This is a genomic window from Micromonospora sp. Utrum1 (assembly GCF_057197805.1).
In genome coordinates this window covers 13,387-35,622 of the sequence record NZ_CM170071.1, presented here as the reverse complement: position 1 = coordinate 35,622, position 22,236 = coordinate 13,387, and the positions used below count along the sequence as shown (strand labels likewise).

The window sequence follows — 22,236 nt, the reverse complement described above, 5'->3', positions numbered from 1 at the left end:
ACGGATTCCCGGTCCTCAGTTGAGAGAGTGCCATGCCATTGATGATCGAGGCCGTGGGCCTCAGCAAGTCCTTCGGGAAGGTCGTCGCCCTCAACGGGCTCGACGTGCGTCTGGAGTCCGGCCAGGTCGCCGCGATCCTCGGCCCCAACGGGGCCGGTAAGACCACCTTCCTGCGCATGATCTCCACGCTCACCCGGCCGGACGGCGGCACGCTGCGGGTCTGCGGCATCGACGTCACGGCCGAGCCGGCGCGGGTCCGCCAGCTGATCGGCCTCGCCGGGCAGCACGCCACGGTCGAGCCCGCGCTGACCGGGCGGGAGAACCTCCAGATGATCGCCCGGCTGTTCGGCCAGGACCGGCGTACCGCCCGGGCCAGCGCCGAGGAGACGCTGGAGCGGCTGCGCCTCGGCGAGGCCGGCGACCGGCTGGTCCGCACCTACTCCGGCGGCATGCGGCGCCGGCTCGACCTGGGCGCCAGCCTGGTCGGCCGTCCGCAGGTGCTGCTCCTCGACGAGCCCACCACCGGGCTCGACCCGCAGAGCCGGATCGAGCTGTGGGACACCATCCGGGCGCTCACCAGCGAGGGCACCGACGTGCTGCTCACCACGCAGTACCTGGAGGAGGCGGACCGGCTCGCCAACACCATCCTGATCATCGACCACGGGCAGGTGATCGCCTCCGGCACGGCGAAGGAGCTGAAGAGCCGGGCCGGCCGCGACATCGTGGAGATCCACGTCCGCGACCGGGAGGATCTCGATCCGGCCGTGCGGGCGCTGACCCGGATCGGCGCCGAGGCGCCGGTCGTCGACCACGGCTCGCTGATGGCCTCGGTGGCCGTCGACTCCGGCCCGGAGCGGCTCCGCGAGGCGTTGCAGGAGGTCAGCGAGCTGGGCGTGCACGTCGAGGACGTGGCCCTGCGCCGGCCCACGCTCGACGAGGTGTTCCTGTCGCTGACCGGGTCGACCCCGGCCGGCGAGCCCCGCGGCGGCGAGCCGCGGGCGCCCGAGTCCCCCGCGGGCGTCGAGCCCGAGACCGTGCCGAGGAGTGCCCGATGACCGCCGTGGCCGCGCCGCACCCGGCCAACAACGCCCGCCTTCTGCCCAGCGTCGGCGTGCTCACCGGGCGTGCCCTGCGCATCTACCGGCGCACGCCCCAACTGCTGATCCTGCGGATCGTGCAGTCGGTGGCGTTTCTGCTGATCTTCCGGTACGTGTTCGGCGGCGCGATCGGCACCGGCACGATGCGCTACGTCGACTTCATGGCGCCCGGGCTGCTCACGGTGGGCATCATGTTCGCCACCATCGGCACCGCGCTCGGGGTGGCCGAGGACCACGTCGGGGGCCTCTTCGACCGGCTGCGGTCGCTGCCCATGCCGCGCAGCGCCGTGCTCACCGGCCGGGTCCTCGCGGACCTGGCCATGACCGTCGCCGTGCTCATCCCCACCATCGCGATCGCCTTCGCGGTGGGGATGCGGGTGCACACCGACTGGGCCTCCGCACTCGGCGCGCTGGGCCTCCTGGTGCTCTTCGGGTTCGCCTTCGTCTGGATCTTCGTGGCGGTCGGGTTGCTGGCCGGCAGCGTCCAGGCGGCGCAGGGCATCTCGTTCATCGTGATGCCGATCAGCTTCGCGTCCAGCGCCTTCGTGCCGACCTCCAGCATGCCGGGCTGGCTCCAGGCGTTCACCGAGCACCAGCCGGTGACGGTGGTGGTCAACGCGGTCCGCACCCTCACCCAGGGTGCGCCCGCCGAGGCGCTGCTCGGCCACAGCACCGGCTACTACGTCACCCGGGCGCTGATCTGGATCATCGCTCTGATCGTGGTCTTCGCGGGCCTGGCCATCGCCCGCTACCGGAGCCGCTGATCGGCGGCCCCTTGCGATGGTCCGTGCCGTGCCGCCCGTCCCGTGGCGGTACGGCACGGACCGGCGTCACGTTTCTCACCCTCTGCCATAGTCGCGTCACTCGGTTGACAGGTAGGAATTTTCCTACCTATCGTCCTGTCCATGACCATCACCCAGATCAGGCTCATCACGGTCTCCGTGTCGGACCAGGACCGGGCGAAGGCGTTCTACGCCGACGTGCTGGGGTTGACGGTCGTGCAGGACCTGACCATGGGGCCGATGCGCTGGTTGCAGGTGGGTCCGGAAAAGGGCGCCACTGGTATCGTTCTGGTGCCGGGTCGCACCGGTTTCGGGCCAGGTGACCTCCAGGGAGTCCAGTTGGAGACCAACGACCTCGACGCCGACTGCGCGCGCCTGCGCGCCGCGGGCGTGGCGGTCGACGGCCCGCACGACCGGCCGTGGGGCCGCGACGCCACCTTCGTCGACCCCGACGGCAACGGCTTCGTCCTCGTCACCCGCGAATCGGGCGGTTGAGCCATGTCCTCCGCCACGGGAGTGGACGTCTTCGCGGCGCTGGCCAGCCCGGTGCGGCGCGACCTCATCCGGCTGCTGCGCGAGGGCGGCCCGCAGTCGGTGCAGGATCTGGCCGCCTCGTTCGACATGCGCCGTCCCAGCGTCTCCGAGCACCTCAAGGTGCTCCGCGATGCCGGCCTGGTGACCGAGCGGCGGGCCGGCCGCAAGCGGCTCTACCGGCTGGAGCCGGAGCCGCTCATGGACCTGCGTGACTGGCTCACCCCCTACGAGCGGTTCTGGCGCGAGCGGATGAGCGACTTCGCCGCGCTGGTCGCCGAGGAGGCCGCGACCGAGGGGAAGTCGGTGTGACCGAACCCGACAAGATCGAAGTCGACCAGTTCCTGCCGTACCCGCCTGCGCAGGTGTGGCGGATCCTGGTGGATCCCGATCTGATGGCCCGCTGGCTGATGCCCAACGACTTCAAGCCGGTGGTCGGTCACCAGTTCACCTTCCAGGCCAAGCCGATGCCGGCGCTGCACTTCGCCGGCACCATCCACTGCGAGGTCCTCGCCGTCGAGCCGGAACGGCTGCTCCAGATCACCTGGGCGGACCGCAGCGGCAGCGGGCTGGACTCGGTCGTCACCTGGCGGCTGGTGCCCGAGGGTCGGGGCACCCGGATGCTGATGGAGCACAGCGGCTTCGACCTCGACAGCCCGTTCCAGGCGGTCGCCCACCGCACCATGGGCAGCGGCTGGCGCTCCTCGGTGGTGCGCTCCATGCTCACCGTGCTGGAGCAGGAGTCCTGACCCTCCGGCGGGCCTGACCGCCGGAGCAAGGTGGAGGAAGCCTCCCCCCGTCGCCGACGCATAGCGTGGCCGTACGCCGCTGATCTCGAAAGCGGTGTCCCCGCCCGCATCGCGCCGGAACGGCAGGTGGCCCCGTGAGCAGTGACGATTCGGCCCCCGCGTACCCGTTCACCCGGGACGTCGGCCTGACCATCGACCAGCGGTACCGGCAGCTTCTGCACGAGCGGCCGGTCTCCCGGGTGACCCTCCCGTACGGCGGCGAGGCCTGGCTGGTGCTGGACCACGCGGCGAACCGGACGGTGCTGGCCGACCGCCGGTTCAGCCGCGCCAAGATCCTCGGCGCCGACCTGCCGCGGATGTTTCCCCAGCCGATGACGCAGGTGTCCCTGCTCAGCATGGATCCGCCCGACCACACCCGGATCCGCCGCCTGGTGGCGAAGCCGTTCTCCCAGCGCCGGGTCGAGCAGCTGCGACCGGAGATCGGCCGGCAAGTCGACCTGCTGCTGGACGACGTCGAGCGGGCCGGCGCCCCGGCGGACCTGATGTCGCTGGTTGCCGCCCGGCTGCCGCTCCGGGTGATCTGCCTGATCCTCGGCGTACCGGAGGAGGACCGGGCGCAGTTCGACGCCTGGTCCGAGACCGCCATGTCGATCTTCACGCGGACCCGGGCGGAGACCGCCGAGGCGCTCGGCCACCTCTCCCGCTACATCGCCGGGCTGGTCGGGCAGCGCCGGCTGCGTCCCACCGACGACCTGCTCAGCGAGCTGGTGGCGGCGCGCGACGGCACCGACCGGCTCAGCGAGGACGAGCTGGTCTTCCTCGGGGTGACCCTGCTGGTCGTCGGGCACGAGACCGCGGAGAAACAGGTCGGCAACCTGGTCCACACTCTGCTGACCCACCCTGACGAGCTGACCGAGCTGCGCAAGCGGCCGGAGCTGGTGCCCGCCGCCGTGGAGGAGCTGCTCCGCTACATCCCGGTGCAGACCGCGCACGGGGTCTTCCCCCGGGTGGCCACCGAGGACGTGCAGCTCGGCGACGTGCTGATCCGGGCCGGGGAGACGGTCTTCCCGTTCTCCTCGGTCGCCAACCGCGACCCGCGGGCCTTCGACCACCCGGACGAGCTGGACTTCGACCGGGAGTCGAACCTGCACCTCGCCTTCGGCCACGGCATCCACGCCTGTCTGGGCTCACAGCTCGCCCGGATCGAGCTCCAGGAGTTGGTCCGGCGGCTGCTCGACCGGTTCCCGGAGCTGGCGCTCGCCGTACCGGAGGCGGAGCTGGCCTGGAGCACGGAGGGATTCGTCCGAGGTCTGCGGGCGCTGCCGGTCACCTGGTGATCCGGCGGGGCCAGAAACCGATCCGACCATGGAGGCCGCAGCATGAGCACCCAGTCCGAGGCGACCGGCGCCCGCCACGCCACCTTCCCGTTCCCGCAGGACGACCCCTGCCTGCCGCCGCCGCAGTACGCCCGGCTCCGGGCCGAGGAGCCGGTGACCCAGGTCGTCCTGCCCACCGGTGACCGGGCCTGGCTGGTCACCCGGCACGCCGACGTGCTCACCGTGCTCGGCGACGAGCGCTTCAGTCGCCGCGCGCTGACCGGCCCGGACGCGCCGAAGCTGGCGCCGATCCCGCCGCTGCCGTCGCTGTTCTACCTCGACCCGCCGGACCACACCCGGGTCCGCCGGCTGGCCGCCCGGGCCTTCGACCCGGCCCGGCTGGCACGGCTGCGGCCCCGGGTCGACCGGGTCGTCGCCGCCCACCTGGACCGGCTGGCCGCGGCGGACCAGCCGGCCGACCTGCTCGCCGCGGTGGCCCGGCCGCTGCCGCTGGCCGTGGTCGCCACCGTGCTCGGGGTGCCGGACGACGAGTACGAGCCGTTCGCCGGCTGGATCCGCACCGCGTTCAGCTTCGGCGCCGTCCCGCCGGACGAGCAGATGGCGGCGATGGGCGGCCTGCAGCAGTACCTGGCCGGGCTGATCGGGAGCCGGCGCAAGGAGCCGGCCGAGGACGCGCTCGGCGACCTGGTGGCCCCGACCGGCGACGACCAGCTCGCCGATCACGAACTGGTCGCGCTGGTCTTCGATTTGATCGGCGCGGGCGACCAGCCGGTCACCGCGGAGATCGTGCACCTGGTGCTCAACCTGCTGCGCGACCCGGCCCGGCTGCCGGCCCTGCACGCCGAGCCGGAGCTGGTGCCGACCGCCGTCGAGGAGCTGCTCCGGCACTCCCAGTCCGCCGGCGGCGGCCTCGGCTCGGTGCGGATCGCGGTGGCCGACGTGGAGCTGTCCGGCGTGACCATCCCGGCCGGCGACCCGGTGATCCCCTCGTTCAACGCCGCCAACTTCGACGAGGCGGTCTTCCCCGACGCGGACCGGATCGACCTGGCGCGGCGGCGCAACCCGCACCTGACCTTCGCCCAGGGAATCCACCACTGCCTCGGCGCCCCGGTCGGGCGGATGGAGTTGACCGCCCTGCTCGCCGGCCTGGCCCGGGACTTCCCGGGCCTGCGGCTGGCGGTGCCCGAGGACCAGCTCCGGTGGCTGCCGGTGCCCGCGTTCCGGACCCCGGGCGAGATCCCCGTGCACTGGTGACCCTGCCCGCCCCGACCGACCGGCCACGAGCCCCGTCCCCTCCGAGGTGATCACCGTGAACCAGCCCACCCTGACCTCCGAAGCCCAGCAGCCGCCCGGCCCGCCGGGGCAGTTGGACATGTCCGCGCTGATGGCCTTCATGCAGCGTTTCCTCGCCGACGTGTCGGCGGCCGGCGTGGTCGTGATGTGCGCCCTCGGCAGCCGGCTCGGCCTCTTCGCCGACCTGGCCCGCTCGGGGCCGGCCACCGCCGGGGAACTCGCCCGCCGCACCGGCAACCACGAGCGGTACGTCCGCGAGTGGGCACTGGCCCTGGCCAGCGCCGGCTACCTGACCCGGGACGCCGAGGGCCGGTACGCCCTGCCGCCCGGCCCGGCCGCCGCGCTCGGCGACGAGAACGGGCCGTTCTACCTCGGCGACATGGCCCGGCTGATGCCCGCCCTGTCGGCGGTGCTGGACGGCGTGATCGAGGGCTTCCGCACCGGCTCCGGGCTGCACCCCGAGGAGTACCCGGCGGAGCTGTTTGAGACCGTCTGGCACAAGGACGCCAACCGGCTCGGCAAGGTGCTCGTCCCGCAGTGGGTGGTCGCGGTGGACGGCCTCACCGAGCAGCTCACCGTCGGCGGCCGGGTGGCGCAGGTGCACTGCGGCGACGGCCGGGCGCTGATCCTGCTCGCCCAGGCGTTCCCGAAGCTGGAACTCGTCGGGTACGACCCGGTCGAGATCAACGTCCGCCGGGCCCGCGCCGAGGCGGCCGCGGCCGGCGTGGCGGACCGGATCCGGTTCAGCACCGCCGACTCGGCCGAGGACCTCGGCGACGGACTGGCGCTGGTGCTGGCGATCGACGTGCTGCACGAGGCGCCGGACCCGGCCGCGCTGCTGCGCCGGATCCGCGGCTCCCTCCAGTCGCACGGGGTGTTCCTGCTGCTGGCCACCAATGGCGAGGACGTGCCGCTGGCCAACGCCGGGCCGGTGAGCAGCATGCTCTACGCGATCAGCACCCTCCAGCACGTGCCGCAGGGCCTCGCGACCGGCGCCGCCGACCCGGCCGGGCTGATGGGGCTGCCGCCCGCGCTGCTGCGCCGGCTGTGCGAGGAGGCCGGCTTCGCCAGCGTCGAGAAGCTGCTGGAGCCCAGTCCGTTCAACACCCTCTACGAGCTCCGGGCCTGACCGGCCAGCCGCGGCGACGAAGGGAGAACGTCACATGTCCGCCGATGTTCTGCGTACCCCGACCAGCGAGGGGCCGGCCGGGGGCGACCTGGCCGGCTACCACCGGCAGCGGCTGACCTGGCAGCCGGCCGAGGGCGAGGCCGGGACGGAGACCACCCGGGTCACCGTCCCGCTCGACTACCGGGATCCCGCCGGGCGCACCATCGAGATCGCCGTGGCCCGCCGGCCCGCCGGCGACCCCGAGCGGCGGATCGGGGTGCTGATGATCGCGCCCGACGACCCGGGCAACCGGGGCATCCCGCTGATCGGGCAGCTCGTCGGGGCGCTCCCCGCCGAAGTGCTGGACCGCTTCGACCTGGTCGCCTTCGACCACCGGTTCAGCGGCGACAGCCACCCGATCGAGGTGGACTGGACGCCCGAGGAGCGGCTCTGGGTCTTCCACCGGCCGCAGAGCCTGACCGAGGAGATCCGGTTCCAGTCCAAGGTGGCCGCCAAGGTCGCCGACGTCGCGCTGGACCTGCTGCCCTACGCCAGCACGCGAAACGTGGCCCGGGACATGGACGTCGTCCGGGCCGCCCTCGGCGAGGAGAGGATCTCCTACCTCGGCTGGTCGTACGGGACGTACCTGGGCGCGGTCTACACCCAGCTGTTCGGCGAGCGGGCCGACCGGGTGGTGCTGGACAGCGTGCTCAGCCCGGACTGGCCCTGGCGCGGGCTCTTTCTCAACGTCGCGGCCAGCACCGAGGCGGCGGTGAACCGCTGGTGCGGCTGGGCCGCGGCCCGCGACGGCGAGCTGCGCCTGGGTGACACCGCGGCGGCGGTCCGGTCCCGCTACGACGAGTTGCTGGAGCGGGCCGGGCGGGAGCCGCTGGCCGTGCCCGGGCTGCCGATGCCGCTGGACCGGTTCGCGCTGGAGTTCTTCACCGTGGTGATGCTGACCGCGGACCGCACGTACCCGCTGCTCGGCACGGTGCTGAAGGCCGCGGTGCACGGCGAGCCGGTGCCCGGCCCGGCGGTCGGCGAGCTGATGGGGCTGGTCAACCAGCGTCAGGACAGCACCCCGGCCGGTCAGCTCGCCATCCTCTGCGGGGAGTCGAGCTGGCCGCGCGACCTGGACACGTACGAGGCGGAGATGGCGAGTGTGGGCGAGGAGCTGCCGTTCATCGGGCGGACCCTGGCCTCGGTGAAGGCCGGCGCTTTCTGGCCGACCTCCCCGCTGGAGCCGCTGACCGAGATCGGGCCGGGCAACAGCGCCCGCTCGATCCTGCTGGTGCAGTCCGAGGCGGACATCTTCACCCGGGCGGTCGGGGCTTGGCGGCTGCGGGAGCTGCTGCCGGAGAACAGCCGGCTGGTGCTGGCCGCCGACACGGCTTGCCACAAGCTCTTCCCGTTCGGCGGGCACCCGGTGGTCAACGAGCTGACCACCCGGTACCTGCTCACCGGCGAGCTGCCCGAGAAGGACGTCACCGTCGAGAACCACCAGGAGTCGGCATGAGCGGGACGATCCTGGTCACCGGGGCCACCGGCCGGGTCGGGTCGGAGCTGGTCCGGCTGCTCGCCGCGGCCGGCTTCCGGCCCCGGGCCCTGGTCCGCGACGTCGAGCGCGCCCGGGAGAAGCTCGGTGACACCGCGGAACTGGTCGCCGGCGACCTGAACCGGCCGGCCGAGCTGGATGCCGCGCTGGCCGGGGTGGATCGGCTGTTCGTGCTCACCGCGACCAGCCGGGGGCAGCTCACCCAGGAGCGCAACGCGATCGACGCGGCGGTACGGGCCGAGGTGCGGCACGTGGTGAAGCTGTCGGTGGTGGACGCCGGCCGGGAGTCGCCGCTGCGCCACGGCGTCTGGCAGGGCGACGCGAACGCGCTGCTGGTGAACTCCGCGGTCGACCACACCGTCCTGCAACTGGCGTTCTTCATGCAGAACCTGTTCGGGATGGTGGCCGGGGGCGCGATCCGCAGCTCGGCCGGGGACGGCCGGATGGCGATGGTCGACGCGCGGGACGTGGCGGCCGCCGCGGCGGCCGTGCTCACCGACTGCCCCGACTGGGCGCGTAACCAGACACTGGTGCTGTCCGGGCCGGAGGCGCTCTCGTTCGACGACACGGCGAAGGTGCTGGCCGAGGCGACCGGGATTCCGGTGCGCCACCTGCCGGTGCCCCGTGAGCAGGTGGCCGCCATGCTGCGGCAGTTCGGCGCCGAGGAGTGGTACGCCGAGGACGTGGCCGTCTTCAACGACCTGATCGCCGCCGGTCGGGTCCAGGCGGTCACCGACACCGTGTGGCGGCTGACCGGCGCCGAACCCCGGTCGCTGGGCGACTTCGCCCGCGAGCACGCGGCCGTCTTCCAGCGGGCCGCCGCGCCGCCACCGGGCGGGTGGCGGGCCGGCTGACGGGCGGGACCGACGAGGAGACCCGGGCACACGCCCGGGTCTCCTCGTTGCCGCGTCGAGCCCGTACCCATGACGTGGGCCCCGCCGGATCGCCAGCGGGGCCCATCGGGGTGGCAGGTCGTCAGCCCTTGCCGGCGGTGCCGATCTCCTCGCGGTCCCACATGGACGACCAGCCGCCGGTCGCGCCCGGCTCGCCGGCCAGCAGGTCGGGGATCTTCGCGACGTCGAAGACGCCCCAGTGCTCGGCGATCCTGCCGTTCTCGAACCGGAAGGTGTTGGACCCGCCGATCTCGAACCGGCGACCGGTCGCCGGGATGCCCATGAACGGGCCGGTGTGCTCGAAGTGCAGCAGGATGGCTTGGGCCAGGATGTCGCCCTCGCACACCGACACGAGCACCTCGACCTTGCGGGTGGTGAGCACCTGGTTCGCGTGGTCGAACCGGTGCGCCACGCCGTCGCGGCTCGGCGGGTCCCACGGCGGGGCGAAATGGTCGACGAAGCCCGGCGCGAGGACGTGCTGCACCGCGGTGAGGTCGTAGTCGAACAGCACCGCCTTGCGGAAATTCCGCACGGTCTCCTCGAACTCGCGTTTGCGCTGCGCCAGATCCGGGTGGTGTCCGGTCATGTCGGTCTCTCCGTTTCCTCGAAATTGCCCGGCTGCTCAGGAAAAGGCGTTGGACAGTTCGGACGGCAGCATTCCGATCTGCACGAGGATGCCGAGCGCGTCGGCCACCCCCCAGTGGTCGACCACGACGCCGTCGACGATCCGCAGCTGCCCCATGAGGGCGCAGCTCACCGGGCGGCCGGTCGGCGGGATGCCCATGTACGCGCCGGTGTGGGTGGCGTGCACGGTCATCCGGGTGGCCACCAGTTCGCCCTCGGAGACGATGCTGTGCAGCTCCATGCGCAGGTCGGGGAAGGCGTCGAGGAACCGCCGCATCTCGGCCGCGGTGTCGTCGGCACTGATGGTGCCGGCCCGGCCGTGGTGCACCATCGTCGGGGACCAGAAGGTCATCAGGGCGTTGATGTCGCCGTTGTTCCAGGCGTCGATGAGTTGCCGCACGACGGCCTTGTTGTCAGGTGCTGACACCGCAACCTCCGAATAGATGGGTCGTACCGGGCCGCTGCGGCACCCGGGATCACCCATCGATCCTCGCCCGCGGCCGGCCCATTCCCTTATCCGGTGTTGCTGTCTTTCCGGCCGCGGAAACGGAACAGCAATCGGCGAGAACCGGCCCATCGGCCCGTCGCTCTACCGTTTCGGCAGATGAGGCGGAAAGGCGGCGACATGACGACTCGACGGGCACTCGTCGTCGGCGGCGGACCGGCCGGCCTGGCGACCGCGCTCGCCCTGCGGGATGCGGGCTGGGACGCGGTGGTCTTCGAACGCTCCGCGGACGAGGGGCCGTCCGGCGTCGCCCTCACCCTCTGGCCGAACGCGCTGCCCGCGCTCGCCGCCGTCGGCGCCGACAAGCCGGTCCGGGCGGCCGGCTGCCCGGCCGACGGCAACCAGATCCGCGCCGCCGACGGGCGGATCCTCGACGACGTGCCGGGGCCGGTGATGGCGGAACGGTTCGGCGGCCGGGGCCTCGCGCTGCTCCGCGCCGACCTGGTGGACGCGCTGCGCGCCCAACTCTCCCCCGGGATGCTGCGCACCGGCGCCCGCTGCGTCGGGTGGACTGAGGCGGGCCACCGGGTGCGCGCCCTCTTCGCCGACGGCGGCACCGAGGAGGGCGACCTCCTGGTCGGCGCGGACGGGCTGCGCTCGACGATCCGCCGGCAGCTTCTCGGCGGCGGCGTGGACCCGCTGCGCTACGCCGGCTACCCGGTCTGGCGGGGCATCGCCCGGTACGACCTCGGCACCGCACCGGGCCTGCTCACCATGGGGCGGGCCGCCCAGTTCGGGCTCTTCCCGTTGCCGGAGGGGCGCGCGTACTGGTTCGCCACCCTGCCGCTGCGCCGGGGGTGGGGCGAGCAGTTGCCGCGCCGGGTCTGGTCGGCGCGGTTCGACGGCTGGCACGCGCCGATCCCGCAGGTGCTGGCCGCCACCCCGGATGAGGACATCCTGGTCACCGACATCTACGACCGCGCGCCCGTGCCCCGGTGGAGCGCCGGCCGGGTGGTCCTGGTCGGCGACGCCGCCCACCCGAGCACCCCGAACCTGGGCCAGGGCACCTGCCAGGCGCTCGAGGACGCCGTGGTGCTGGGCCGCTGCCTGCGCGACCACGACGTGGTCCGGGCGCTGCCCCGCTACGAGGCGGCCCGCCGGCGCCGGGCCGACGGCCTGACCCGCCAGGCCCGGATGCTCGGCCGGGTCGGCCAGTGGAGCAACCCGGTGGCCTGCTGGATCCGGGAGCAGATGATCCGCCGCGCCCCGGCCGGCCCCCGGCTGCGGCAGATGGCGGAGATGTTCGCCTTCGAGTGAGGAGTGACCGATGTCGCTGCGGATGTTCCTGCGGGTGCTGGCCATCGTCGCCGTGGCGTCCGGGGAGACGCTGCGGACCCTGCCGGCGTCCCTCGTGCTGCGGGTGACCCGGGGGCCGGTGGCGGCGGCCGATCGCCGGTACCGAGGAATGGTGCGGGCGCTGCAACGACTGGGCCCGACCTTCGTGAAGTTCGGGCAGATCGCCGGTACCCGCCGGGACGCGCTGCCGCCCGCGCTCTGCGCGCGGCTCGGCACCCTCTTCGACGAGGTGCCGCCGATGTCCGCCGCGGCGGCCGGCGAGGCGCTGCGCCGGGCCCGGGCGGAGCAGCCGCGGCTGGTGCTGCGCTCGGTGGATCCGGAGCCGCTGGCCAGCGGCAGCATCGCCTCGGTCTACCGGGCGGTGCTGGACGACGGCGCCGTCGTGGCGCTGAAGCTCAAGCGACCGGGCATCGACGACCGGATGCGGGCCGACCTGCGGCTGATCGAGCTGATGGCGCGGCTGGCCGCGCGGGCGCCGAAGATGCGGGGCATGCCCATCGCCGACCTGGTCGGCTACCTCAGCGCGGCGATCCTCGGCCAGCTCGACTTCCGCCGGGAGGCGGAGAACAGCGAGCGGCTCCGCGCCGAGCTGGCGGAGCTGCCGGAGGTCCGGGTGCCCCGGCTGCACCGGGACCGGTCGGCGTCGAACTGCCTGGTCTTCGAGTACCTGCCCGACCTGGACGGGCGGACCGTCGAGCGGCTCGACGCGCGGGTGCGGGCGCACCTCGCCGAGGTGGTGCTGGCGGCCGTGCACCGGCTCTTCTTCGGTGCCGGCTTCGTCCACTGCGACCTGCACCCCGGCAACCTCTACCTGACCCGCGACGAGCGGGTGGTCGTCCTCGACGCCGGTTACTGCGTCCAGCTGCCCGACGACGTACGGGCGGCGATCGGCGAGTTCTTCGCCCGGCTGGGGGCCGGCGACGGCCGGCGGTGCGGGGAGATCGTGCTGTCCAGCGCGGTGAACGCCGGCGCCGGTCTGGACCGGGATGGTTTCGTCCGGGACGTGGCGGAGCTGGTGGCCCGGACCGCCGGCCCGGACAACGAGTTCGACATGTCGGTCTTCGGCAACGGCGTGTACGACCTCCAGCAGCGGTACGGCATCTACGCCGCCTCCGACTTCGCCTTCCCGCTGATGTCCCTGCTGGTGGTGGAGGGCACGGTGCGCGGGATCAGCCCCGACGTCGACTTCCAGCGGGTCGGCGGCCCGGCGCCCACCCCGCACGCCTGACACCCCCGCGCCGGACGCGGTGGCCTCCCCGGGCAGGGGAGGCCACCGCGGACGCGTCCCGGCTCACGACCGGGCGGCGAGGGGAAGCACCGGCAGGCCGGTGAGGATCGGCGGGTCGATGGGGCGGGCCGGGGAGAGCCGCACGGCCAGCGGGCCGGTGGTCCGGCCCGGGCGGACCACCACCGGCGTGTCGGCCACCCCGACCCAGACGTCTGGGTCGCGGGCGCCTGCCAGCACCTCGCCGACGGTGACCGCCTCCGGGTGCGCGCAGGCCAGCAGGTGCCAGGTGCCCTCGGGCGCGCCGGTGACGGCGAACGGGCCGTCGCCGGTGACGCTGGTGCAGGCGACGGGGAGCCCCTGCGCCAGCGGGGTGGGGAAGAGCCCGAGCAGCACCAGCCGGGCGTCCTCGGCGGGGGTCTGCACGGTGCCGGTGACCACGCCCCCGGGCACCTCGTCCTCCTCCGCCGGCTCGGTGTCGGCGGCGACCACGTGCTCCAGCGGCCGGTCCCCGTGGGCGGCGTCCAGCCGGCGCAGCCGGCCCGGCCCGACCCCGATCTGCTCCGTGAACTGGGTGGTGAAGGTGCCCAGGCTGCTGTAACCGACCGTGGTGCAGATGTCGGTGACGTTCATCCGGCTGGAAACCACCAGGCGGCGCGCCTCGGCCATCCGCAGCGCGGACAGGAACCGCCCCGGCGGGGTGCCGGTGACCAGCCGGAACACCCGGCTGAAGTGGAACGGGCTGAGGTACGCCACCTGGGCCAGCCGGGACAGGGTCCACGGCTCGTCGAGCCGGTCCCGCATCGCCCGGATCACCCGGGAGACCGCGTCCCGATGCTGCTGGAGGACGGTCGAGCGGCCCCGCCGGTGCGCCGGCTCGGTGCGGTCGCCCCGGACCGCGGCGCGGTCGTGGGCCATGGCGGTCACGGCAGCTCCTGCCGGGTCCGGGCGCACTCCTCGGCCAGCGCGAGCGCGGCCGTCCAGGTGGCGGCGAACCGGTGTCGCAGCGTCCGTTCCTGCAGGTCGCTGAGGCCGAGCCGATGCCAGCCCTGGTGCGAGACGGAGAGCGTGCGGCCCCGCTCGCCCGGGTCGGTCCGGACCTGGCAGACGGTGACCGTACGCGCGCCGGGGATCTCGATCGCGAAGTCGAGCGTCCGCTCCCGGTCGAGCTGCCAGTCGCGGAGGGTGAACCGGCGCGGCCCCTCCTCGTCGACCACGAAGAACCAGCCGGGGCCGGCGCCGTCGGTGGCGATGGGGAGCCAGTCGACCACCGTCTCCTCGCGCAGCGGGTGCCAGGAGCCGTTCGGCAGCACCACGCTGCCGTCGATCTCCTGTCGCCACTCGTAGCGGGAGGGGCGGCCGGTCTCCAGATAGCGGGCCAGCCGGCCGACGAAGTCCAGCCAGCCGGCCTTGAGCTGGGCCACCTCGGACCCGGGGCGGCCGGGGCAGCTGTCGTCCACGGTCAGCGTGGTGGCCTCCGCCCCGCCGGTCAGCGTCCAGCCGACCTGGCACTCGGGGCCGACGCCGAGGAAGCTCCAGCGGAACAGCAGGCGGTCGCGCGGCTCGACGTGGTCGACCTCGATGTCGAAGAAGTCGCCGTCGCCGAAGTCCACCCGGGTGCTCGCGCCGGTCGTCATGGGCGCGGACAGGTGGCCGAACCACTGGCCGACCCGGCGCGGGTCGGTGACCGCCTCCCACACCTCGCCGATCGGGGCCGGCACGCTGACCATCACGCGCACCCAGTCGTCGGGCAGTTTCAGATATCCGTCGGGCATCGTTCTCACCTCTCTCTGGAGCGGGTGGACCGGATGTCTCAGGTGCCGGCGGGCAGCAGCCGGTAGCGGGAGCTGCGCAGCGCGGGCCCGTCCGGGTCGGCCCCGGAGCGGACCACGCACTCCACGCCGTCGCCGGTGACGGTGGCCCGGACCAGCAGCGGGGCGCCGGGGCCGGCCGTCCCGTCCGGGATCAACGCGGCGCCGCCGGCCGCCGCCTCGGCCACCGCGCGCATCGCCCGATCGAGGTCGCCGCCGGCCGGCACGACCAGGGCCGCGTCCACCCCGGGTACGCCCTCCGGCCGCCCGGACCAGGCGCCCTGCGTGCCGGGGCGCTCGCCGGAGACGAGCAGCGAGTCAGGCAGGTCCTCGGCGGGCGGGGCGTCGACGAGCGCGGCGAGCAGCCGGGTGGCCGCGGCTACCCCGGTGGCCACCGGCACCGGCACCATGCCGAGTTGCCGGGCGGCGACCCGGGCCACCTGGCGGGCCATTCCGGCGCCGGACCAGAGCGACCACTCGGCGGTGCAGCAGCGGACCGCGGGGTGGGTGGCGGCGTACCGGGCGGTGGCCCGGTGCAGCAGTTCGTTGGCGAGGGCGTAGCCGGCGAGCCCCGGGTGGGCGCCGTGCGCGGTGAGCGAGCCGAAGGTGAGCACCGCCCGCAGTCGCTTGGTGCGGACCGCCGCGAGCACCGTCTCCAGGGTGGCGACCTTCGCGGCGACCAGGGCGTCGACCTCGGCGGGGCCGAGCCGTTTCCCGGTGCCGCCGGCGATCCGGCCGGCGCAGTGCACGATCGCGGTGGGCCGCAGTTCGGCCAGGGCCGCGCGAGCCGCCGCCGGGTCGGTGAGGTCCACGGTGAGCAGCCGGGCCCGCGGGCAGCGCCGGCGCAGCACGGCGAGCATCCGGCGGACGTCGGGCGGGGCGTCGTCCGGCGTACGCAGGTCGAGCAGGACCGGGACGGCGCCGGCGACGGCCAGCGCGACGGCGAGGCGGCTGCCGAGCCCGCCCAGCCCGCCGGTGACCAGGACGGTGGCCCCGGCGAAGCGCGGCGCCCGGCCGGGCAGCGGGGCGGCCTGCCAGCCGAGGGTGTGCACGGTGCCGTCGGCGGCCACGGTGAGCTCGTCGCCGGCGGCCGGCGCGGCGAGCAGTCCGGCGGCCCGGCGCAGCGCCGCCGGGGTGGGCCTGCCCAGCGCGACGGTGCCGATCGTCCGGCCGTCCCCGGCGGCGAGCCCGCGCAGCAGGCTGCCGCCGCCGGCTCCGTTGTGGACCAGGGTGAGCTGCCGCCCAGCGGCCCGTTCGTAGGCGTCGAGCAGCGCGCCGGCACCGGCCGCCGGCCACCGTCCGTCGAGGACCAGCACGTCGACCTCGGGTCCGGCCGCCGGATAGGGCTGCCGGCGCAGGTGCCGGACGAGGGGATGGTCGGCGGGTCCGGTCACCCGCCAGCGGGCTGCGCGGGGGGTGGGCCGGATGGGTGTGGGTGCGGGCCGCAGGGCCCGCAGGGCGATCCGGGAGGGGCGCGAGAGGGGCTCAGGTGACATGGGGCACCTTCCACTCAGCAACTTCATAAAGATATATCGATCGTGGTCTTGAAGCAATCAGAAGGCTGAGCAACTTGAAAGAAATATAGGGAAGGCGGAGGCCCTAGCGTCGAGGCACAGGCCAGAAAGCGCCGAAGGAGGCAGCAATGGCAATCGATCTCTGTAACAAGTCGCCGGGTGCACTCGCCGAGGGTGCCCAGGGTGCGTGGGAGGAGGCGGTCCCGGCCGAGGCCGCCCCGGTCAACCTGGACGCCCTCACCGCGGACCAGCGCGACGCGCTCAACTTCTCCTACCGGACCACGCTGCCGGCGATGGACCCGCGCTTCGTCGCCGGTGACCCGGCGGCCTGGGCGAGCGACTTCGGATACGCGCTGAACAAGGTCGCGGTCCGGCTGGACAACCGCACCAACCAGGAACTGCGCGACGCCGCGCTGAACCACCCCGACGCGGCCATGCGCGAGCAGGCCCTGTTCGAGTACGCCGACCGCGACCTGCCGGACGCGATCGAGCTGCTCGGCCAGGCCGTGCTGCACGACCCCAACCGCGAGGTCCGCTGGGACGCGCTGTGGGCCATCGAGAAGCTGGGCGGCGCCCACGCGGTGGCCAGCCTCAGCAAGTTCGCCAAGGACGCGGACCCGGAGATCGCCGAGTGGTCGCACCTGTTCCGCAGCGAGCTGCAGACGGGTGACCCGGCGTTCGACGGCCGGGCCGGCAAGTTCACCGCGGGCCGCACCTTCGACGAGACCATCTACCTGCTGATCCACTGCGACCTGTACGTGCGGCTGGACGACTCCAACCAGCACTGGGGCAAGATCTCGCTGGCTCCGCAGGGCCTGGCCCGGATCTACGGCCAGGCGCACGCCTGCCCGAACGTGGCGACCCGCGAGCGGCAGCTCGTGATCGCCAAGACCATCGACGGGCTGCACGCCGACGGCTCGCCGCACTGCGACAACTACCTGTTCCGGGGGTTCACCGACCGCACCCGCCGGGACCGGGGGAACTTCTTCTTCGAGTCGCTGGTGCCCCGGACGTTCTTCAAGTCCGGCCACGCCGACGACCCGAGCGAGGGCACCCGCCAGGCCAACATCGGCTTCGCCCGGTACGGCACCTGGCACCTCGACCCGAAGTTCCAGATCCACGACGAGGCGGCCATCCGCTACGTGCGTGGTCGATTCCAGGGCTGGGGCTACATCAACCTGGCCCGGATCGCCGGCCGCTCCATGGAGGAGATCCTCCAGCCGGGCAACGGCGTGCTCTCCACCCTGCACGACCCGGAGATCGGCCACATGACCAACGCGTTCATCCTCGGCACCTTCAAGGGGAAGCTGAACGACTGGGACGGCGACGGGGTCATCGACATGAACTCCCGCGACGTCTACTCGACCGTCGACGGCGAGATCGACATGAACCAGGACGGCGTGGCGGACCAGCCCGGCCTGACCTGCTGCGACCACACCACCCTGCTGCCGTAACGAAGGAAGAGGACACCAGAGATGAGCACCAAGAGCGTTCTTTTCGGTCGCCCGGTCCAGACCGAGGGCGTGCCGAACGTCTACGCCGGCGCCCCGGTCGTCCCGTGGACCCCGCCGGAGCCCGGCATCGACAACCTGGGCATCAACTCGATCGACACCTTCGCGGTGCCGGGCGTGGGCGAGTACACCGTCGCCTTCGACGGCTGGGTGCGGGTGGTCCGGTCGCCGTCCACCTCGGGTGACTGGGCCGACGCCGAGGTCTACACCAACCTCATCGAGATGAAGATGGTCGGTGAGTGCGAGGAGCTCGGCAAGATCACCGTCACGCTCAACCCGGACTGCCTCTCCGCCGGCCAGATCCGCACCCCGTTCGACCCGTACGCGGGTGAGGGGCCGTCGGCCAAGGCCTGCCGGATGGCGGTCGGCGCGATCTTCGACATGCCGAAGCTCGGGCTGAAGCTGATGAACCGCGAGCCGATCATCCTGACCATCGACGACGTGCGCAGCATCCCGCCGGCGGGCGCCCCGGGCAAGGGGCAGATCTACCGGATGATGCCGCTGCTCGACGTCAACGACCCGGACGGCCAGCCGGTCGCGTACCTGACCAGCCTCCGGTTCAACATGGGCGGCTACCTGCAGCCCGACCAGATGTGATTCCCCACGGTGCGGGAGGCCGGCTCCGGCCGGTCTCCCGCACCGGCGCGACCGCCCCGCCCGGTCCCAGGGCCGGGGCGCGGCAACCCGAAGGAGCGACCACAGTCGGAGGTTGGCATGCCCGTGGACGACCGGAGCGCACCCGCTCCCCGGCTGGAGCCCCGACCGGGCTTCACCGGGGTCGAGCCCGATGACTTCCCGCTGCTGCACCGCAACGGCGGCTATCCGCTGGCCCAGGACCGCTGGGAGCGGCTGGTCAGCCAGGTCCACATCCCCGCGCCCGCCGACCGGGTCTGGTCGGCGCTCACCGATCCGGAGCAGGTCGCGCAGTGGCTCGCGGTCTGCCGGGGCGGGTGGGCCACCGCCGACGGCGAGGCGATCCTCGACTTCGAGGACGGGGAGTTCTTCTTCTGCCGGATCCGCGACGTGCGGGAGCCGGCCTCCGGCGGCGAGGGCCGCCTGTCGTACCTCTGGCGCTGGGTGGGGGTGGGTCCGGCCACCGAGGTGACCTGGCAGCTCACCGCGACCCCGCACGGCACCCAGGTCACCGTCGTGGAGGAGGCGTTCAACCCGCCCTCGGACTGGCGGTCGTGGAACGGCATGGGCTGGCCCGGCATCCTCGACCAGCTCGCCGACTTCATCCGCACCGGGGTGCCTTGGCGCTGGCCGTGGCGCCGGATGGGCCCGTACGTGCAGACCGAACTGCCCGGCACCACCTTCGAGGTCTGGGGGCTGCTCACCTCGACCCCGGCCACCCAGTTCTGGCTCAGCCGCACCAGCGGCAGCCTGGACGCCGGCAGCGAGGTCGGCCTGATCCTGGGCGACGCCAGCGGGGTGGCCACCATGACGGTCACCCGGCACGTCGAGGCGTACCAGCAGTTCCCGTCGTACCTGCCGCGGCTCGAGTTCAACCTCCGGCGGCCGGGCTGGCCCGGTGAGCTGGAGGGGCACCTCTGGATCGAGCCGGCCGGGCTGGGCGGCAGCATCATCCAGGTCTTCCATTCCAACTGGGAAGCGTTGAGCACGATCGCCCCGCCGCTGGACGAACGCAAGATCCTCACCGGTTACTGGGTGGGCGCGTTCGGCCGGGCCGCGCTGCTCTGCCAGCGGGCGTTCGGGGACTCGTTCCCGGCGGCGCCGCCCGGACGGGACCTGGACATCCCGGCCGACCTGAACGGCACCGGGAACGGCCAGCGGGTCGACGCCGGCCCACACGGCTGGAGCCGGTAGGCCACGGTGGCGGCGCCGGCGGTGGGCACCCATCAGGGCCGCCGGCGGCGTCGCCACCAGGCCAGCCGGGCGCCCAGCACCACCAGCACCACGGCGTTGGCGCCCAGCGCCACCAGGGTCAGCGGATCGGGCGGCCCGGCGTGCCCGGCGTGGCCCTCGGCCGCCGCCGGAGCCGCCGCCCCGGCGTCCACCGGGGGCGGCGGGCCCGCCGGGCGGCCGACCGCGAAGGCGTACGCGCCGCTGGGCTCGGAGCCGTCGGCGAGGGTCACGTGGTACGCCACCACGTACCAGCCCTCGCCGAGCGGGGGCAGCGTCTCGCGTACCGCCGTGCCCTGGACGGTGGTGGCGCCCCGGTCGACCCGCTGCCCGGCGGCGGCGGTGACCGTGACGTGTGCGTCGCCTCGGCGGGGGCGGCTGCCGAAGGCCAGCTCCACGGCGGGCGGGGCGGTGGCGAGCACCGCCCCGCGGGCCGGCGCGGCCGCCACCACCGGGTCCTCGGGGGCCCGGAACAGCGGCCGGAGCAGCACCACCGCGCCGATCAGCAGCACCAGCACCGCCGGGACGCGGCGCAGCGCCGCGCCCCGGCGGGGAACCGCTGGCGTCATGCCGGCACCCGGTGCGGCGCGGCCCGGTCCGGCGCGGTCGCGGTGGACCGGCGACCGGAGTCCCGGAGGTAGTGGTACATGGCCACCACCATCGGCAGGAACACCACCGCGTTGTAGAACAGGTGCAGCTCGACGCGGGGGAACCAGAACTGGAGCACGCTGGTCGGCGCCGGCCGGCCGGCCAGGTGCGCGCCGGTCTGGGCCTGGATCAGCAGCAGCAGGTGCTCGATGTGGTGCCAGAACTGGATGGCCAGCGCCGCCGTCCACCAGGTGCGGGCCCGGCCGGTGAAGCCGGGTCGCAACGCCCAGAGACCGACGAGCATCACCAGCGCGTAGCCGTAGTGCAGCCACTCCGAGGTGACCAGCCAGGGGAACGGCAGGCCCAGCACGCCGCGGGCCTTGGGCACCGGCCAGCCGAGCCCCCAGATCTGCACGGCCTGGGCGATGTGTTCGGCCCAGTGCCCGAGGACCACCAGCATGAACAGCATCACGGCGGTCCGGTGGTGACGGCCGTTCAAACTGGCCAACAGCCCGGTGCGGTCGGTGTGCGGTCGGTCGGTCACGATCTTCTCCTCAGAGAGTCGGGTGCGACGGTCAGCCCGCCCGGCGTTGCGGGGCCAGGTGGGCGGTCTCGGCGGCGGCGCGCAGCAGCATCGGGCGGGCCGCCGCCTGGAAGTCGATGTCGGGGTCGAGGTCGCGGACGGTCCCCTCGATCACCAGCAGGGACAGCAGCGGAAAGACGAACTCGGACGCGGCGTACAGGCCGAAGTCCCGTTGCAGGGTGAACAGCTCGGTACCGAAGCGGGTGAGCTGGAACTCCTTGGCCGGCACCCCGGTGTTCCGCTTGACCAGCTCGGCCACCCGGCTGATGAAGCCCTCGACGTCCGCGTCCGGCGCCACCCGGACGGCGCTGTCCACCACCACCTCGCCGCACTGCCGGCCCCGGCCGAGAGCCAGGCCGAGGAAGAAGTCGGCGAACTGCCGGCGTACGGTCGGGTTCAGCCGGATGCTGAACCCGGCGTCCAGCACGACCACCCGGGGTCCCTTGAAGTAGACGTTCCCCGGGTGCAGGTCACAGTGGACGAAGCCGTCCAGGAAGAGCATCTGGTAGACGGCGCTCACCGTGCGGGCGGCCAGCCGGGGCCGGCGGGCCGGGTCGATCTCGGCGACCGGTCGGGCCACCAGGTCCGGAATGAACTCCATGGCCAGGCAGTTCGGCCGGCACAGGTCGGGCAGCGTCGCCGGGATCCAGACGTTGTCCGACCCGGCGAAGTTGCGCCGCAGCTCGGCCAGGTTGGCCCGCTCTCCTGCGAAGTCGAGCTGCCCGAGCACCGCCGCGCAGACGAAACCGGTCAGCTCGGCCAGCGGCACCCCGCGGCCCGGGGGCAGCTTCTCCGCCAGCGCCGCGGCGCCGTGGATGAGGGCCAGGTCGAGCGCCATTCGGCGGCGGATGCCCGGACGTTGCAGCTTCAGCGCCACCTCCCGGCCGTCCGGCCGGACGGCCCGGTAGACGCCGGCGATGCTGCCGCTGGCCCGCGCCGTCCGCTCGACCTCGGTGAAGTGCCGGGCCAGGTGCGGGCCGTACGCCTCGCGCAGCGCGCGACGCAGCTCCCGGTCGGACATCGGCCGGACCCGGTCGTGCAGCCGGCCCAGCTCGTCGCAGAGCAGGGGCGGCAGCAGGTCCCGCCGGGTGCCCATGATCTGACCGAACTTGACCGGCGCCGGCCCGAGCCGTTGCAGGTGCCGGACCAGCCGGCGGTAGAAGAAGCGGGCCGCCGCAGTGCGGCCGCGCAGGGGTCGCAGCACCGCCGCGCCCGCCGCCGCCGGCAGCAGGTACGCGGCGCTGCTGGCCAGCACCAGCGCGCCACGGGTGGCCATGGCGAGGCGGGACTGGCGGGGGATGGTGCGGGAGAGTCCGGCGGGGCGGTCGCCGGGGAGGGGGTTCTCCGGGAGCATCAACGCCTCCTTGCACG

23 protein-coding genes are annotated in these 22,236 nt (G+C 73.6%); 15 read left to right on the top strand and 8 right to left on the bottom strand.

The window, feature by feature from the left end; translation table 11 throughout:
- Positions 1 to 41: 41 nt before the first annotated feature.
- The 10 genes from AC0OLQ_RS00155 to AC0OLQ_RS00110 all read left to right on the top strand — a co-directional run bounded on the left by AC0OLQ_RS00155 (position 42) and on the right by AC0OLQ_RS00110 (position 9,306).
- Positions 42 to 1,055, top strand: a complete 1,014-nt coding sequence (locus tag AC0OLQ_RS00155) for an ATP-binding cassette domain-containing protein (RefSeq protein ID WP_484529710.1) — start codon at positions 42 to 44, stop codon at positions 1,053 to 1,055.
- Entirely contained in the window at positions 1,052 to 1,861 is an 810-nt protein-coding gene (locus AC0OLQ_RS00150) for an ABC transporter permease (protein ID WP_484529709.1), read from the top strand. Before AC0OLQ_RS00155 ends, AC0OLQ_RS00150 begins: the two co-directional genes overlap by 4 nt.
- A 141-nt stretch (positions 1,862 to 2,002) precedes the next feature.
- Positions 2,003 to 2,374 (top strand): VOC family protein, encoded by a 372-nt coding sequence (locus AC0OLQ_RS00145; RefSeq protein WP_091316676.1) that lies wholly within the window; start codon positions 2,003 to 2,005, stop codon positions 2,372 to 2,374.
- A 3-nt stretch (positions 2,375 to 2,377) separates the two neighbouring features.
- On the top strand, positions 2,378 to 2,722 hold the full coding sequence (locus AC0OLQ_RS00140; RefSeq protein ID WP_484529708.1) for an ArsR/SmtB family transcription factor: 345 nt from the start codon (positions 2,378 to 2,380) through the stop codon (positions 2,720 to 2,722).
- Positions 2,719 to 3,159: an SRPBCC family protein gene (locus AC0OLQ_RS00135; RefSeq protein WP_357343687.1), complete on the top strand. Its 441-nt coding sequence runs from the start codon at positions 2,719 to 2,721 to the stop codon at positions 3,157 to 3,159. The genes AC0OLQ_RS00140 and AC0OLQ_RS00135 overlap by 4 nt, the downstream gene beginning before the upstream one ends.
- Before the next feature lie 134 nt (positions 3,160 to 3,293).
- The gene (locus tag AC0OLQ_RS00130) at positions 3,294 to 4,496 is read left to right on the top strand and encodes a cytochrome P450 (protein WP_484529707.1); all 1,203 of its coding nucleotides are present in this window, start codon (positions 3,294 to 3,296) and stop codon (positions 4,494 to 4,496) included.
- A 42-nt stretch (positions 4,497 to 4,538) separates the two neighbouring features.
- On the top strand, positions 4,539 to 5,750 hold the full coding sequence (locus AC0OLQ_RS00125) for a cytochrome P450 (protein WP_484529706.1): 1,212 nt from the start codon (positions 4,539 to 4,541) through the stop codon (positions 5,748 to 5,750).
- A gap of 55 nt (positions 5,751 to 5,805) precedes the next feature.
- Positions 5,806 to 6,918 (top strand): class I SAM-dependent methyltransferase, encoded by a 1,113-nt coding sequence (locus AC0OLQ_RS00120; RefSeq protein ID WP_484529705.1) that lies wholly within the window; start codon positions 5,806 to 5,808, stop codon positions 6,916 to 6,918.
- Positions 6,919 to 6,952: 34 nt separating this feature from the next.
- On the top strand, positions 6,953 to 8,413 hold the full coding sequence (locus tag AC0OLQ_RS00115; protein WP_484529704.1) for an alpha/beta fold hydrolase: 1,461 nt from the start codon (positions 6,953 to 6,955) through the stop codon (positions 8,411 to 8,413).
- Entirely contained in the window at positions 8,410 to 9,306 is an 897-nt protein-coding gene (locus tag AC0OLQ_RS00110; RefSeq protein WP_484529703.1) for an NmrA family NAD(P)-binding protein, read from the top strand. The genes AC0OLQ_RS00115 and AC0OLQ_RS00110 overlap by 4 nt, the downstream gene beginning before the upstream one ends.
- A 121-nt stretch (positions 9,307 to 9,427) precedes the next feature.
- Here the strand turns inward: AC0OLQ_RS00110 and AC0OLQ_RS00105 are convergent, their stop codons facing one another.
- Positions 9,428 to 9,931: an ester cyclase gene (locus AC0OLQ_RS00105; RefSeq protein WP_357073795.1), complete on the bottom strand. Its 504-nt coding sequence runs from the start codon at positions 9,929 to 9,931 to the stop codon at positions 9,428 to 9,430.
- A 36-nt stretch (positions 9,932 to 9,967) separates the two neighbouring features.
- Positions 9,968 to 10,396 (bottom strand): ester cyclase, encoded by a 429-nt coding sequence (locus AC0OLQ_RS00100; protein ID WP_357343675.1) that lies wholly within the window; start codon positions 10,394 to 10,396, stop codon positions 9,968 to 9,970.
- A 198-nt stretch (positions 10,397 to 10,594) separates the two neighbouring features.
- Between AC0OLQ_RS00100 and AC0OLQ_RS00095 the strand changes: the two genes are divergently transcribed.
- Together AC0OLQ_RS00095 and AC0OLQ_RS00090 are read left to right on the top strand one after the other, a co-directional pair.
- The gene (locus tag AC0OLQ_RS00095; protein WP_484529702.1) at positions 10,595 to 11,731 is read left to right on the top strand and encodes an FAD-dependent monooxygenase; all 1,137 of its coding nucleotides are present in this window, start codon (positions 10,595 to 10,597) and stop codon (positions 11,729 to 11,731) included.
- Positions 11,732 to 11,741: 10 nt separating this feature from the next.
- Positions 11,742 to 12,998 (top strand): ABC1 kinase family protein, encoded by a 1,257-nt coding sequence (locus tag AC0OLQ_RS00090; protein WP_484529701.1) that lies wholly within the window; start codon positions 11,742 to 11,744, stop codon positions 12,996 to 12,998.
- Between the two features lie 63 nt (positions 12,999 to 13,061).
- On the opposite strand, the gene AC0OLQ_RS00085 is transcribed toward AC0OLQ_RS00090, so the two are convergent.
- Genes AC0OLQ_RS00085 through AC0OLQ_RS00075 form a run of 3 tightly spaced genes read right to left on the bottom strand, consistent with a single transcriptional unit; the run spans position 13,062 to position 16,302 of the window.
- Positions 13,062 to 13,913, bottom strand: coding sequence for a helix-turn-helix domain-containing protein (locus AC0OLQ_RS00085; protein WP_484532514.1), 852 nt, complete (start codon positions 13,911 to 13,913; stop codon positions 13,062 to 13,064).
- A gap of 5 nt (positions 13,914 to 13,918) precedes the next feature.
- On the bottom strand, positions 13,919 to 14,770 hold the full coding sequence (locus tag AC0OLQ_RS00080) for an SRPBCC family protein (RefSeq protein WP_484529700.1): 852 nt from the start codon (positions 14,768 to 14,770) through the stop codon (positions 13,919 to 13,921).
- A 38-nt stretch (positions 14,771 to 14,808) separates the two neighbouring features.
- Complete coding sequence (locus AC0OLQ_RS00075) at positions 14,809 to 16,302, bottom strand: KR domain-containing protein (protein ID WP_484529699.1); 1,494 nt, start codon at positions 16,300 to 16,302, stop codon at positions 14,809 to 14,811.
- Between the two features lie 146 nt (positions 16,303 to 16,448).
- Here AC0OLQ_RS00075 and AC0OLQ_RS00070 point away from each other — a divergent pair, with 146 nt between their 5' ends.
- From AC0OLQ_RS00070 to AC0OLQ_RS00060, 3 genes are all read left to right on the top strand, one after another.
- Complete coding sequence (locus tag AC0OLQ_RS00070; RefSeq protein WP_484529698.1) at positions 16,449 to 17,774, top strand: HEAT repeat domain-containing protein; 1,326 nt, start codon at positions 16,449 to 16,451, stop codon at positions 17,772 to 17,774.
- Positions 17,775 to 17,795: 21 nt separating this feature from the next.
- Positions 17,796 to 18,428, top strand: coding sequence for a DUF6073 family protein (locus AC0OLQ_RS00065; RefSeq protein WP_357343664.1), 633 nt, complete (start codon positions 17,796 to 17,798; stop codon positions 18,426 to 18,428).
- A gap of 117 nt (positions 18,429 to 18,545) precedes the next feature.
- A complete protein-coding gene (locus AC0OLQ_RS00060; protein WP_484529697.1) occupies positions 18,546 to 19,658 on the top strand; it encodes an SRPBCC family protein in 1,113 nt (370 codons plus the stop codon).
- Between the two features lie 32 nt (positions 19,659 to 19,690).
- On the opposite strand, the gene AC0OLQ_RS00055 is transcribed toward AC0OLQ_RS00060, so the two are convergent.
- From AC0OLQ_RS00055 to AC0OLQ_RS00045, 3 genes are read right to left on the bottom strand one after another with little or no spacing between them, the layout of a single operon-like run.
- Positions 19,691 to 20,263: a copper resistance CopC family protein gene (locus tag AC0OLQ_RS00055; protein ID WP_484529696.1), complete on the bottom strand. Its 573-nt coding sequence runs from the start codon at positions 20,261 to 20,263 to the stop codon at positions 19,691 to 19,693.
- Positions 20,260 to 20,826, bottom strand: coding sequence for a hypothetical protein (locus tag AC0OLQ_RS00050; protein ID WP_484529695.1), 567 nt, complete (start codon positions 20,824 to 20,826; stop codon positions 20,260 to 20,262). Before AC0OLQ_RS00050 ends, AC0OLQ_RS00055 begins: the two co-directional genes overlap by 4 nt.
- A gap of 31 nt (positions 20,827 to 20,857) precedes the next feature.
- Entirely contained in the window at positions 20,858 to 22,219 is a 1,362-nt protein-coding gene (locus AC0OLQ_RS00045) for an ABC1 kinase family protein (protein WP_484529694.1), read from the bottom strand.
- Positions 22,220 to 22,236 lie beyond the last annotated feature (17 nt).